7 protein-coding genes are annotated in these 14,784 nt (G+C 39.7%); 6 read left to right on the forward strand and 1 reads right to left on the reverse strand.

Going from position 1 to position 14,784, the window contains the following annotated elements; genetic code table 11:
* Positions 1 to 163: 163 nt before the first annotated feature.
* Positions 164 to 3,337: a DUF4981 domain-containing protein gene (locus IKK64_02535; GenBank protein ID MBR4118939.1), complete on the reverse strand. Its 3,174-nt coding sequence runs from the start codon at positions 3,335 to 3,337 to the stop codon at positions 164 to 166.
* Positions 3,338 to 3,683: 346 nt separating this feature from the next.
* On the opposite strand from IKK64_02535, the gene IKK64_02540 reads away from it, so the two are divergent.
* From IKK64_02540 to IKK64_02565, 6 genes are all read left to right on the forward strand, one after another.
* A complete protein-coding gene (locus IKK64_02540; protein ID MBR4118940.1) occupies positions 3,684 to 6,032 on the forward strand; it encodes a family 20 glycosylhydrolase in 2,349 nt (782 codons plus the stop codon).
* Positions 6,033 to 6,044: 12 nt separating this feature from the next.
* Entirely contained in the window at positions 6,045 to 8,294 is a 2,250-nt protein-coding gene (locus IKK64_02545; GenBank protein MBR4118941.1) for a family 20 glycosylhydrolase, read from the forward strand.
* Between the two features lie 65 nt (positions 8,295 to 8,359).
* Complete coding sequence (locus IKK64_02550; protein ID MBR4118942.1) at positions 8,360 to 9,664, forward strand: MFS transporter; 1,305 nt, start codon at positions 8,360 to 8,362, stop codon at positions 9,662 to 9,664.
* Positions 9,665 to 9,712: 48 nt separating this feature from the next.
* Positions 9,713 to 10,687 (forward strand): glycoside hydrolase family 130 protein, encoded by a 975-nt coding sequence (locus IKK64_02555; protein ID MBR4118943.1) that lies wholly within the window; start codon positions 9,713 to 9,715, stop codon positions 10,685 to 10,687.
* Positions 10,688 to 10,701: 14 nt separating this feature from the next.
* Positions 10,702 to 12,963 (forward strand): GH92 family glycosyl hydrolase, encoded by a 2,262-nt coding sequence (locus IKK64_02560; protein ID MBR4118944.1) that lies wholly within the window; start codon positions 10,702 to 10,704, stop codon positions 12,961 to 12,963.
* 127 nt (positions 12,964 to 13,090) lie between these two features.
* Positions 13,091 to 14,572, forward strand: coding sequence for a proline--tRNA ligase (locus tag IKK64_02565; protein ID MBR4118945.1), 1,482 nt, complete (start codon positions 13,091 to 13,093; stop codon positions 14,570 to 14,572).
* Positions 14,573 to 14,784 lie beyond the last annotated feature (212 nt).

The raw sequence follows: 14,784 nt of genomic DNA on the forward strand, positions 1-14,784 counted from the left end.
TTTGCTTGTTAATCCGATTACCCTAATAAGATCAATTAGTCCAAAAAACTTAGTAACCTTAGCCCCCCTAAAGACCTAAGAGCCCCTAAAGTCTTTAACTTCTTACCAACAAAAAAAGGAGCATCATTGCAATGCTCCTTTGATAATATAACCCTTCCACTTCTTAGAATGTAGGCATTGGCCAGTGAGGGTCAATCGATACTCTGTGTTTAAACTCGCCAGTACCGGGTATGCGATATTTCTCAATAGTTTGAGGACCGCAACTTGCGTTACCTATACCACGTTGCATATAATCAATATGTAAGATTATATTATCTCTTCTCGCTTCGGGTAACTCCCAAACGTGTTTAAGTTTTGATAACTCCATATCGGTAAAGTAGAGAGCCGAGAACGATGCTTGTCCTTTAACATTAATCTCAATACCGTGGTCATCATCATCAGTCAAAGATAGGTAACGTAAATCCTCGCGATTACCCATTGTTTGAGGTTTCATATAGCTCTCTTCCATCTCCTCAACAGTAGTCTTGTGATTTACAAGATATGCACCAGTTTTGCGGTCAACGTAGTTTTCCCAAGGACCTCTTGCGTAGTACTCAACATTGTGTTTGTCGCCAGCAACCACGGCAGAAAGTCCCATACGGCGTAGATTCTCAGTCAATGGACGGTATGTAATGTCCATTATAATATGTCCATTAGCATATATCTCATACTCTATTGTGTAGTTACATTTGTTTATTGAACTTACAGTTGCTGAAACTAACATACTCTTTTTGTCTTTTGCTCTTTTGTAAGAGAATGACTCAGTAACAAGAGTATCAACCTCTTTCCAGCCATCGTTCTCAATCCAGCGATAACTATCAAATTTTGGACCTTCGCCTGTTGGGAACATCTCCTCGTGGAACTCTCCGTTGTGGTATCTCAACGATGTAATAAAGGTTGTATTTTTATTGAATGTAACATCCATATCGTGTCCCTTTATAATCAATAAAGAGTCAGTATCTTCAAACGAAATCTTATCAACAATATACTCTCTGAATACCTCAGTCTTATCGCTTCCTTCGCGAACAATAAATTGTTCTGTTGCAAATGGGTGTTCTATACCCCAAGGCGTTTTACGTTTAGAGAACAGATTAACCTTTACAGTATATTCTGCATCGGGGTTTGTAATCATATTTATTCCGTAAGGAATCTCAATTTTGATGCTATCTCCGGGAGCGCATGCAGGAAGATTTACTTTACTGCTTCGGGTAGTTCTTTTAATCTCTTTTCCGTCACAAGCAAGAGTCCAAACCATATATAGATCCTTTAAATCTGTATCGTGGAACTTGTTTTTCAGAGTCACCATTTGAGTGGCAGGGTTGAAGTTCGAGAAAGCAACAGGTTGGTATGCTTTAGTAACCTCTTTCAGTTTAGGAGTCTCTTCACGTTCTGCAGTAACTATACCATTACAGCAGAAGTTTCCTTGATGAGGTCCGGGGAAATCATAACCGGTAGCAAGTTGACGTATGCCCTTCTTTAAAAGTTGAGGATGATATATTGATTGGTCAGCCCAGTCCCAGATACAACCTCCAATAGTGCGGTTGTTCTCTTCAAAGTAATCAACATACTCTTTAAGATTACCTATTGCATTACCCATAGCGTGAGCATATTCGCAAACGAAGTGAGGTTTGTATGTTCCGTCAGCAAAAAATGCTTTTGGATTAGATGTTGTATCGGTTTTGCAAAGCTCCTCAATAGTTCTATACATATTGCCTGTAAAGTCAGAATATTGCCATCCTCCTTCATAATGGATAGGTCTATCATCAACAGCCTCTATTGCTGCGCGCTCAGCGGCAAAGTTTATACCGTCGCCACACTCGTTACCCAACGACCACATAATTACCGAAGGGTGGTTGCGGTCACGCAAAGCCATTCTTAAACCTCTGTCAACAAAAGCAGCCTCCCAAGTTGTGTCGTTACTTATTGCCTGATTAGCGTGGCACTCAACATCTGCCTCACAAACAGTCAACAGGCCATAGTAGTCGAACATATCGTACATTTTACTTTGGTTGGGGTAGTGGGCAGTACGAATAGTGTTCATATTTGCACGTTTCATCATTAAAACGTCTTTAACCATTGATGCTGTATTCACAGCGCGACCATATACAGGGTGAGTGTCGTGTCTGTTTGCCCCTTTAAGAATTATAGGAGTTCCATTAAGTATGAATTGAGCATCCTTAATTTTAATATCTCTAAATCCGTATTTAACCAAGAAAGCCTCAACCTCAACACCTTCGCTATTTTTCAAAGAGAATATGGTATTATAAAGGTTAGGATGCTCAGCGCTCCAAAGATCAATATTCTTCACCTTTCCGTTTAGAGTCACTTTTTCTTCTCCACCAGCCTTTACTGTTACTGTTTTAGGTTCAAAACAAACAAGAGTGTCACCTTTTAGAGTCTCAATAACAACATTAATAGTAGATGTAGCAGATTCTTTGTCTCTATTGTTTATCCAGCCCTCAATTTTAACATCACCAGCTTTATAACCCTCATCGGGGTTTAGTTTAGAAGTGATATAGTAGTCGCGAATAAAGGTTTTAGGAGTAGCAAACATATAAACATCGCGATATATACCGCTCATTCTGAACATATCTTGGCACTCCAAATAACTACCATCGCACCAGCGGAACACTTGAACATCAATTCTGTTCTCTTTGCCCGGTTTAACGTAAGGAGTTATATCAAATTCGTGGTCGTTATTAGCACCTTGAGTATACCCAACCTCTTCGCCATTTACCCAAATGTACGCAGCCGAATATATTCCACCAAAATGAAGGAAAATTTGTTTGCCATTCCAGCCTTCAGGAACAGTAACAACCTTGTGGTATGAACCTACGGGGTTAACACCATAACCATCATAACCTTTTCTGCGTTGGATATAAGGGTAGTTGCTCTCATGAGGGTACTCAACATTGCAATAGATAGGTTGGTCGTATCCATGCATTTCCCAGTTTGAGGGAACAGGTATTGTATCCCAATTTGAGAAATCATAGCCCTCTTTCATAAAGTCAAGGGGACGCTTTGAAGGCTCATCAACCAAACTAAAAGCCCACTTGCCGTTAAGTGATTTAAAGTATTCCGATTTGGTAGTAGCCCAAGGAAATTTAACCCTTTTATCATCCTTAAAAATCTTCTCTCTGTTGGGGTATGGCATATAAGATGCATGACCCCTCTCTTTGTTTATTGCAAAAACGTGTTGATTTTCCCAATCGTTTTGTTTCTCTGCCGAAGCCGAAAAAATTGAGATCATCAGCATAAGAGCAACAAACAAGAAGTTTTTCAAAATTTCTTTACTCATCACTATAATATATTATATATCAACAAATTATTAATTTCAAATTTTAAATTATTCCACAAAAATTTGATATTTTGAGGTTCCTCTTTTATTGAAAGAATAAACTCCTATGTAAGTTGCAAAAATACTGATAATAAAACTCATATCCAAATCATTAGCACTTTTTTTACCCATAAATTTTATGAAAATTTGATATAGGTAAAAAACACTTCCTGTTCATATAATTTAATCTCTATATATTAGGAGATGAAATATTTATTTTGTATTTTTACCCAAAATTTGACTATTTATTAAGTTGCGGTAAAACGGAGTAATTAAAAATAATATATAAACTAATCACATTTAACTTATGAAAAAAATCTCAACATTAGTTGCACTATGTATTTCAGTAGTGTTGTTTGCGGCGGTATCGTGCAAACCTTCAGTAGAGGAATATACAATTATTCCAATGCCTAATAACCTTGAGCCCAAATGTGGAACATTTGAGTTACCAAACAATGTTGTAATTGGATATTATGGAGATATAGATTCTGCAACTGAAAAGGTTATCGATAATTTTGCATCAATGCTTGCAAACGTAACAGGCTATACTGTTACAACAGAAAAAGATGCAGCAGATGCTACAATAAGTTTCACTTTAGATAGTACATTAGAGAAAGAGGCATATACCCTTGACATATCAAAAAACAAAGTTGAGATAAAGGGAAGTGCATCAAACGGAATGTTCTATGCCATTCAAACACTAAAACAGTTGTTTCCTGCACAAATCTACGGCAAAACACTTGCCCAAGGAGTAGAGTGGAGTGCAAAATGTGCATCAATAGTAGATGCTCCACGTATGCCATATCGTGGGAATCACTTAGACGTAGCACGTCATATGTTCTCAGTAGAGGAGGTAAAAGAGTTCTTAGATTTGATGGCAATGCACAAAATGAATGTCTTCCACTGGCATATAACCGATGACCAAGGCTGGCGTATGGAGAGCAAAACATATCCTCGCCTGACAGAGGTTGGAGCATACCGTAATGGAACAATCATAGGCCGTCCCGATACAAACGAGTATGATAATATACGTTACGGAGGTTTTTACACTCGTGACGAGATTAAAGATATTATCAACTATGCAGCAGAGCGTCAAATAACAATAATCCCTGAGGTGGATATGCCGGGACACATGGTAGCCGCAGTTGCATCATACCCACATCTTGGATGTTTCAACAAACAATGCGAGGTTATGAAAACATGGGGAGTAAGTCGCGATGTTTTGTGTATGGGAAAAGAGAGCACCTTTGAGTTTGTTAAAGATATTCTAACAGAGGTAATGGAACTATTTCCATCAGAATATATCCACATTGGAGGAGATGAGTGTCCAAAAGAGGCATGGGAAAAATGTCCACGCTGTCAAGCAAGAATAAAAGCAGAGGGCATTGTAGGAGATTCAATCCACTCAGCAGAGGTTTTCCTACAATCATACTTTAATAAACGCATCGAAAAATTCTTAAACGACAACGGTCGCAAGATGATAGGATGGGATGAAATATTAGAGGGCGAACTATCACAAAGTGCAACAGTAATGTCATGGCGAGGAGTAGTAGGAGGTTTGCAGGCTGCACGTCAAGGACACGATGTAATTATGACACCCAATACTCACCTATATTTCGACTACTATCAATCATTAGACACAGAGCGTGAACCTCTTGCAATTGGAGGAAATATTCCAGTAGAGATGGTATATAACTACAACCCAGTAGATACATCATTAACAGCCGAAGAGGGAGCACGAATAAAAGGAGTTCAGGCAAATATCTGGACAGAGTACATAAAAGACTTTGACTATCTGCAATATATGTTGCTTCCCCGATTAGATGCATTAAGTGAAGTTGCATGGACAAATTTAGAGAACAAAGATTGGGCAAGTTTCTTGAAACGTCTTGATAAGAATGTTCAAGTATATGTTCAGAACGGAAACAACTTTGCGAAACATATCTTAGAGGTAGCAATGTCGTACGATGTAAATATGCAAGATAACACAATCGACATAACACTTCGTACACAAGGAAATGCACCAATCTATTACACATTAGACGGAACAGAGCCAACAACAGAGAGCACAGTATATAAAGATGTAATCAAGTTGGGAGAGACAGCAACACTTAAAACTTTCTCAGACAGAGAGGGATTAGAGAAGAGTGTATATGAGTGTACTTTTGATTTTAACAAAGCAACAGCAAGCAAAATAACATTAGATGAGCCAATCTGTGCCAAATATGTTTATGATGGACCAAGAACACTTGTTGACGGATTAACAGGAACACATGCATTCAACACCGGTCGTTGGATAGCCTTTGAGACAAAAGACCTTGTAGCAAATCTTGATCTTGGTAAAGTAGAAGAGATTTCAGAGGTATCAGTTGGTCAACTTTGCGACCTCTCAAACTGGATTTTCCCGGCAGCAAGCTATAAAGTAGAGGTTTCTGCCGATGGCGAGAACTTCACAACCGTAAGCGACCAAACATTTGCAATCCCAACAGGATACGAGGGATACAAACAAGAGCGTCAAATGCTTGAAGCAAAATTTGAGCCGGTAAAAGCACAATATATAAAAATCAAGGCAGAGAGCGTTAAAGTTGGACCAGAGTGGCATGACGGAAAAAATCTACCACTATTCCTCTTTGTTGATGAGATTGTGGTAAAATAACAGAGTTTAAGAATGGCAAGCATAAAAAAAATATTCCTTCTTTTTGTTGTTGCAACCCTTGTATGGAGTTGCAGCAACAAAAATGCAAAGGTAGCCGAGTTGCTAATACCCCAACCAGTACAAACAGAAGTAAAATCAGGAAGTTTCAACTATGAAACCCCCTCAGTATATTTTACCAATGTATCCGATACTGACAAAAGCAATCTGTTGGAGTTGATAAAAGGAATATATCCTGAGGCAACAGAAGCAACAAAAGAAGATGCGAGTGGAGTAATAAGAATCAGCCAAACCAACGATTCAACACTAACCTCTGAGAGTTACAGGTTGAACATAGCAAGAAAATCAATAGATATTGAAGCTGTCGATTTTGGAGGTCTTATCTATGCCATTCAAACAGTAGCACAATTACAATATCTTGCTCAGGATGGAATTCCCTGTATGCAAATAACCGATACACCACGCTTTGCATATCGTGGATTGCACTTGGATGTATCACGCCACTTCTTCAGTGTCGAGTTTATCAAAAAGCAATTAGACGTACTTTCATTCTACAAAATGAATCGTCTTCATTGGCACCTAACCGATGGAGCAGGGTGGAGAATAGAGATAAAACAGTATCCACGCCTAACAACATTTGCCGCATGGCGTCCATACAATAACTGGAAAGAGTTCTGGTTTGGCGAGAGATTATATTGCGACCAGAACGATGAAAAAGCAAAAGGAGGCTACTACACACAAGAGGATATAAAAGAGGTAATAGCATACGCACAAAAACTAAACATTACCATAATCCCCGAGATTGAGATACCGGGACACAGTGATGAAGTTCTTGCAGCATATCCCGAGTACTCATGTAAAGGCAAGCCCTATACAAGTGGCGAAATGTGTATAGGAAACGAAAACACCTATACATTCCTAACAAACATCCTATCGGAAGTTTGCGAACTATTCCCATCAGAGTATATCCATATAGGAGGAGATGAAGCAGACCACAAGAACTGGAAAGAGTGCAAAAAGTGCCAAAACCTAATCCACAAACAAGGCCTTAAGGACGAGCATGAGTTACAAAGTCATTTAATTAAACGCATTGAGAGTTTCTTAAACTCAAAAGGCAAACAGATGATAGGTTGGGACGAGATAATTGACGGAGGACTATCACCCAATGCAACAGTAATGGCATGGCGTGGAGAGGCAGGAGGAATCAAGGCCGCTCAAATGGGACACGATGCAATTATGACACCGGGCAACTGGCTATACTTTGATGCTTATCAGGATAACCCTGCAACAGAGCCGGAGGCAATAGGCGGTTACTTACCATTGAGTCGGGTATATAGTTATGAGCCGGTTCCCGATTCATTAACAGTAGAGGAGAAATCTCACATAATAGGAGTTCAGGCAAACCTATGGACAGAGTACATCCAAACCGAAGACCATGCAGAGTATATGATATATCCTCGTTTACTTGCCCTGTCAGAGTTGTGTTGGAGTAAAGCGGAAGCAAAAAATTGGGATAGATTCTTACCTGCTGCAAACAAACACTTAGATATCTTAAAGGCAAAAGGAATAAACGCACATCAAATCTCTAACAGCGTAATAGCCACAGAGGTAGTGGATATGGAGAAACAGACCATAGAGCTATCGTTCCGTTGCGACAAGATGCCGGTTGAAATCAGATACACTCAAGATGGAACAGAGCCAACAATGGAGTCAACACTGTACCAAATGCCAATATCGGTTAAAGACTCAGCAACAGTAAAGGTTGCAATATTCCAAAACGGAGAGCGTATAACAGAGGTACAAACATTTACCCCATTATACCACAAGGCAATAGGTAAAAAGGTATCATACAACATCCCCCATTGCAGTCATTATGTAGCAAAAGGAGAAGCAACCCTCACAGACGGATACAACGGCGGAGCATCTTATGGCGATGGCAGTTGGCAAGGATTTAACAAAGATGTTGATGTAGTTCTTGATATGGGAGAGGTAACACCTATAAAAGAGATAGAGGTAAACTTTATGCAGCAGGCAGGTCCATGGATATGGTTTCCCGAGTATGTTGATATATATATGTCAGAAGATGCTGAAACCTGGCGTAAAGTAAAACATATCAAAAACGATGTCCCACGCGACACAGAGGGAATGCTAATCAAGAACTTTGGATTTGTTGGAGATGAGAGTTGCCGATATATTCGTTACACCGCTCATCAACTACCCAAAGATGGAGCATATATGTTCATTGATGAGATAAAGATAAAATAACAGATATAAATGGAGGAAACCCTTTTGTAGGGTATTTCTCCTGTTTTAATTTATAGAATAAAAAAATGGAAGAAGGAAAAGTAAAAAATCCCATAACATGGGTACCATCGGTATATTTTGCAATGGGTATGCCGTTTGTAGCGTTATCGTTGGTTGCGGTAATTATGTTTGCTGATCTTGGAATAGATGCAGCATCAATAACATTCTGGACATCATTAATAATATTGCCATATTCATTAAAACCAATATGGAGTCCATTGCTTGAGATATGGGGAACAAAAAAAGGAGTAGTGGTAGCAACCCAAATGTTGTCGGGATTGTGTTTCGGATTTATAGCCTTTATGTTGCCTATCCCCAATTTCTTTGCATTCACAATAGCCATGATGGCGGTAATAGCATTCAGTGGAGCAACACACGATATAGCAACAGACGGAATCTATCTGACAGCACTCGATAAAGAAACCCAAGCACGATATATAGGTTGGCAAGGAGCATTCTACAATTTAGCAAAAGTACTTGCAAACGGAGGAATGGTAGCACTTGCAGGAGTTTTGATGACAATGTTCAAAGAGAACAACCCTGAAACAGCCCCAATGTATGCGTGGATGATAATAATGGGCTTGATAGCATTGTTGTTGTGCGGACTATCAATATACCACTATTTTGTATTACCCAAAGGAGCAAAATCGCACGATGCTCCCACCTCAACATACGGAGCAATAATGTCTTTTGTAGAGGTATTCAAAACCTTCTTCACAAAAAAATATGTATGGCTCTATATCCTGTTCATAATCTGCTACCGCTTAACCGAAGGCTTTGCAGTTAAAATGGTACCATTGTTCCTAAAAGCATCAATAGCAGATGGAGGATTGGGAATGAGCAACGAATCAATAGGATTGATTTACGGAACACTCGGAACAATCGCCTTTATCATAGGCTCAATAGCAGGAGGATACTATATAGCAGCATTTGGATTAAGAAAAGTACTATTCTCATTAGTATGTATCTTTAATATTCCATTTGTAATATATTACATATTTGCCCTGTTACAACCCGAGAACATATATATAATAGGAAGCGGATTAGTATTAGAGTACTTCTGCTACGGATTTGGATTTGTTGGATTGACACTATTTATGATGCAACAAGTAGCACCCGGAAAACACACAATGGCACACTATGCCTTTGCATCGGGAATTATGAATCTTGGATTTATGATACCGGGAATGGTCAGCGGATGGATATACGAGCAAGTAGGATATGAGAAATTCTTCTTTATCGCATTGTTAGTATCAATACCAGCATTCTTATTAGCATGGTTTGTACCATTCACACACCCCGATAAAGAACCAGAGAAAGTAGAAGAATAATAGATAATATAACAGAATAAATTATTAACTTATAAATAAAAAATCATTATGGGAAAAGTAGAAATGCCATGGGAAGATCGTCCCGAAGGATGTAAAGATGTGATGTGGAGATATTCAAAAAATCCGGTAATTGATCGTTACCACATACCCTCATCAAACAGTATATTCAATAGTGCCGTAGTACCTTACGGAGATGGATTTGCAGGAGTATTCCGTTGCGATAACAAAGCAGTTCAAATGAACATCTTTGCAGGATTCAGTAAAGACGGAATCAACTGGGAGATAAACCACGAACCAATCAAGTTCAAAGCCGGAAACACTGAAATGATTGAGTCGGAGTACAAATACGATCCACGCGTAACTTGGATTGAAGACAGATATTGGATTACATGGTGTAACGGATACCATGGGCCAACAATCGGAATCGGATATACATTCGACTTCAAAGAGTTCTATCAATGCGAAAACGCATTCTTGCCATTCAACCGTAACGGAGTATTGTTCCCACAAAAAATCAATGGCAAATATGCAATGTTAAGCCGTCCAAGTGATAACGGACACACACCATTTGGAGATATATATATCAGTTTCTCACCCGATATGAAATACTGGGGCGAGCATCGATGTGTAATGAAAGTAACACCATTCCCTGAGAGTGCATGGCAATGTACAAAAATAGGAGCAGGCTCAGTACCCTTCTTAACAGATGAAGGATGGTTGATGTTCTATCACGGAGTAATCACAACATGTAACGGATTCCGTTACTCAATGGGAGCAGCAATCCTTGACAAAGAGGATCCAACAAAAGTGTTGTATCGTACAAGAGATTACATCTTGGCACCAGCAGCACCATACGAAACACAAGGCGATGTACCTAACGTAGTATTCCCATGTGCAGCACTCTTTGACAAAGAGAAAGACCAAGTAGCAGTATATTACGGATGTGCCGACACAGTAACAGGAATGGCATTCGGAAAAATCAGCGAGGTAATAGAATTCGTTAAAAAAACAAACATACTATAATATATAAATAAGGTATGAAAATATATAGTTATCTGTGTGCTGCCATGATGCTTTTAGCATCGGCAGCCGTAGAGGCTAAAACTGCCGCCGATTATGTAAATCCATTTATCGGAACAACCAACTTTGGAACAACCAATCCCGGAGCAGTTTCACCCGGAGGATTTATGTCTGTTGTCCCCTTCAATGTAATGGGTTCAGCCGATAATAAATACGACAAAGATGCTCGTTGGTGGTCAACACCATACGAATACCACAACTCATTCTTTACAGGCTTTTCGCATGTAAATTTGAGTGGAGTAGGATGTCCTGAGTTAGGCTCACTATTGTTAATGCCAACAACAGGCGATCTTATAGTTGATTACAAAGAGTATGGCAGTGCTTACAAAAACGAACAAGCCACACCAGGTTACTACTCAAACGAGTTAACCAAGTATGGTATAAAATGCGAAGTATCGGCAACACCCCGAACAAGCATAGCGCGATTTACCTTCCCTGCGGGACAAAGTAACATACTTATGAACTTGGGCGAAGGACTAACAAACGAGTCGGGAGCAACAGTTCGCCGAGTAAGTGCAACAGAGATTGAGGGAAGCAAACTAATGGGAACATTCTGTTACACACCCCAAGCAGTCTTTCCAATATACTTTGTAATGCGAGTAAGCAAAGCCCCTGAGAGTTACGGCTTTTGGAAGATGCAACGCAACAAAACAGGCGTTGAGGGAGAGTGGGACGTAGATAACGGAAAGTACAAACTATATCCCAAATACTCACGCGTAATGTCGGGTGATGATATAGGAAACTGGTACATATTCAACACAACCGAAGGAGAGCAAATCGAAGTTCAAATAGGAATTTCGTTTGTAAGTTGCGAGAATGCACGAGAGAATCTCGATGCCGAGCAACAAGGTTTCAACTTTGACAAAGTGCGTACCGATGCCTACAACACATGGAACAACTATCTGTCAACAGCCACCGTTGAGGGCGGAACAGAAGACCAAAAAACAGTCTTTTATACAGCCCTTTACCACTCATTGATACACCCCAACATCTTGCAAGATGTAAATGGAGAGTATCCGGCAATGGAGAGTGGCGAGAATCTGAAAACCACAACAAACCGTTATACAGTATTCTCATTATGGGATACCTTCCGTAACGTACACCAACTACAATCGTTGCTCTATCCCGAGCGACAATTAGATATGGTACGCAGTATGGTAGATATGTATAAAGAGAGTGGATGGTTACCACGATGGGAGTTGTACGGACGCGAAACATACGTAATGTCAGGCGATCCGGCAATACCGGTAATAGTAGATACATGGCTACGAGGATTAAAAGATTTTGATATAGAGAGTGCATACGAAGCAATGATAAAATCGGCAACCACACCGGGAAAAGATAACCCATTGCGTCCCGACTGCGATCCCTATAACGAAAAAGGGTATATCCCATTCGGAATCTTTGCAGCCGACCTTTCGGGCGACAACTCAGTATCACGCTCATTGGAATACTATGTAGCAGACTATGCACTATCGCAACTTGCAAAAGATTTAGGTAAAAAAGAGGATGCAGAGTACTACTACAACCGCTCATTAGGATACAAAAAATACTATTGCAAAGAGTTTGGAACACTACGTCCCATAACAGCCGATGGCAAATTCCTCACACCCTTCAATCCAAAACAGGGAGAGAATTTTGAGCCTTCACCCGGTTTTCACGAAGGAACAGCATGGAACTACACCTTCTATGTACCACACGATATAGCAGGACTATCAAAATTGATGGGAGGCAAAAAGAAATTTGTAAACAAATTGCAGATGGTATTTGATGAAAAACTATACGATCCGGCAAACGAGCCAAACATCGCATACCCCTATATCTTCTCGGCATTCAAAGGCGAAGAGTGGAGAACAGACAAAGAGGTAAAACGACTCCTTGCCGAGCACTTCACCAACACCCCTGACGGAATACCGGGCAACGATGACACAGGAACAATGTCGGCGTGGGCAGTATTCAATATGATGGGATTCTACCCCGATTGTCCTGCAAAAGCAGAATATACTGCTGTTGCACCAACATTCGATAAGATAACACTCACATTGGATACCACATATTACAAAAACAACAAAGTAGTTATCACAACCGAAAAGTGTTCGCCCGATGCCAATACAATCAGTTGCATAAAGATTGACGGCAAAAAGATAAGCGGAAGAAAACTAACACATGAGCAGATAGTTAATGCAAAAGAGATAAAATTTGTATTGATTAAAAAGTAGAAACACAAAAACATATCAATATTGGGAGCGGAGAGAAAATATCTTTCCGCTCCTTGTTTGTAATATGAGCAGATTGTTGTAATTTTGTGCATTGTAATAAAAGCACGAAAAAGAAACAGACTATATAATTATGGCAGAACTTAAAAATCTTACAAAAAGAGGCGAGAACTATTCGCAATGGTACAACGAACTTGTTGTTAAAGCCGACTTGGCAGAGCAATCTGCAGTGCGTGGTTGTATGGTTATCAAACCTTACGGATACGCAATATGGGAGAAGATGCAACGTCAATTGGATGATATGTTCAAAGAGACAGGTCACGTAAATGCATATTTCCCATTGTTAATCCCCAAATCATTCTTAAGCAAAGAGGCAGAACACGTTGAGGGATTTGCAAAAGAGTGTGCCGTTGTAACTCACTATCGCCTGAAAAACTCTGATAACGGACAAGGCGTAACAGTCGATCCTGCTGCAAAATTGGAGGAGGAGTTGATAATTCGCCCCACATCAGAGACAATTATATGGAACACATATAAAAACTGGATACAATCATATCGCGACCTTCCAATTCTTTGTAACCAATGGGCAAACGTAATGCGTTGGGAGATGCGTACTCGCTTGTTCCTTCGTACAGCCGAGTTCTTGTGGCAAGAGGGACACACTGCGCACGCAACAAAAGATGAAGCAGAGGCAGAGGCAGTAAAAATGTTGAATGTATATTCTACATTTGCTGAAAAGTATATGGCTATGCCGGTAATAAAAGGAGTAAAATCGGAGAGCGAGAAATTTGCAGGAGCAGTAAATACATACACTATTGAGGCATTGATGCAGGATGGTAAAGCATTGCAATCGGGAACATCACACTTCCTTGGACAAAACTTTGCAAAAGCATTCGAGGTTCAATTCTTAGATAAAGACAACTCTCTTTCATACGTTTGGGCAACATCATGGGGAGTATCAACACGTTTGATGGGAGCATTAATAATGTCGCACTCTGATGACAACGGACTTGTGTTACCTCCAAAATTGGCACCTATACAAGTAGTAATTGTTCCTATCTATCGAGGCGAGGAGCAACTTGCTCAAATTGATGCAAAAGTTGAAGGAATTGTTTCGGCACTAAAAGCAAAAGGAATATCAGTAAAATATGATAACACTGACAACAAACGTCCGGGATTTAAATTTGCCGACTATGAGTTGAAGGGAGTACCTGTTCGTTTGGTAATGGGAGGCAGGGACCTAGAAAATAATACCATAGAGGTTATGCGTAGAGATACTCTCGAAAAAGAGACTCGCACTTGCGATGGTATTGTAGAGTACGTAGAGCAACTACTCGAAGATATTCAAAACAACATCTTTGAGAAAGCACGTAAATTCCGCGATGCAAGTATTCGTGAGGTTAACACATACGAAGAGTTTAAAGAGGAGATAGAGAAAGGCGGATTTATATATGCTCACTGGGATGGAACAGCAGAGACAGAGGCTCTTATCAAAGAGGAGACAAAAGCAACAATCCGTTGTATCCCAGAGGATATGGAGGCAACACCGGGAGTATGTATGGTAACAGGCAAACCATCAGCACGCCGAGTTCTATTTGCACGTTCATACTAATACTATAAAAACATATAGTTATCAAAGGAGATCAAATAAAATTGGTCTCCTTTATTTTTATGTTTTTAAACATATTTCCCTGTAAATATCTAATATTCAAGCGTATACATTAATAATTGCAGTAACTTTTAAAATTATTTGACAAATTTTTTTATCGCAACTTGCTAATAATCAAAAGAAAATGCTTACCTTTGGTGCGATTTTGGGAAAAT

The organism is Bacteroidales bacterium (assembly GCA_017521245.1).
GTDB lineage: Bacteria > Bacteroidota > Bacteroidia > Bacteroidales > G3-4614 > Caccoplasma_A.

Bases quoted from the DNA above. Each gene is read 5' to 3' on its own strand.
- IKK64_02535 (MBR4118939.1), bottom strand. From the start codon at position 3,337: ATGAGTAAAGAAATTTTGAAAAACTTCTTGTTTGTTGCTCTTATGCTG.
- IKK64_02540 (MBR4118940.1), top strand. From the start codon at position 3,684: ATGAAAAAAATCTCAACATTAGTTGCACTATGTATTTCAGTAGTGTTG.
- IKK64_02545 (MBR4118941.1), top strand. From the start codon at position 6,045: ATGGCAAGCATAAAAAAAATATTCCTTCTTTTTGTTGTTGCAACCCTT.
- IKK64_02550 (MBR4118942.1), top strand. From the start codon at position 8,360: ATGGAAGAAGGAAAAGTAAAAAATCCCATAACATGGGTACCATCGGTA.
- IKK64_02555 (MBR4118943.1), top strand. From the start codon at position 9,713: ATGGGAAAAGTAGAAATGCCATGGGAAGATCGTCCCGAAGGATGTAAA.
- IKK64_02560 (MBR4118944.1), top strand. From the start codon at position 10,702: ATGAAAATATATAGTTATCTGTGTGCTGCCATGATGCTTTTAGCATCG.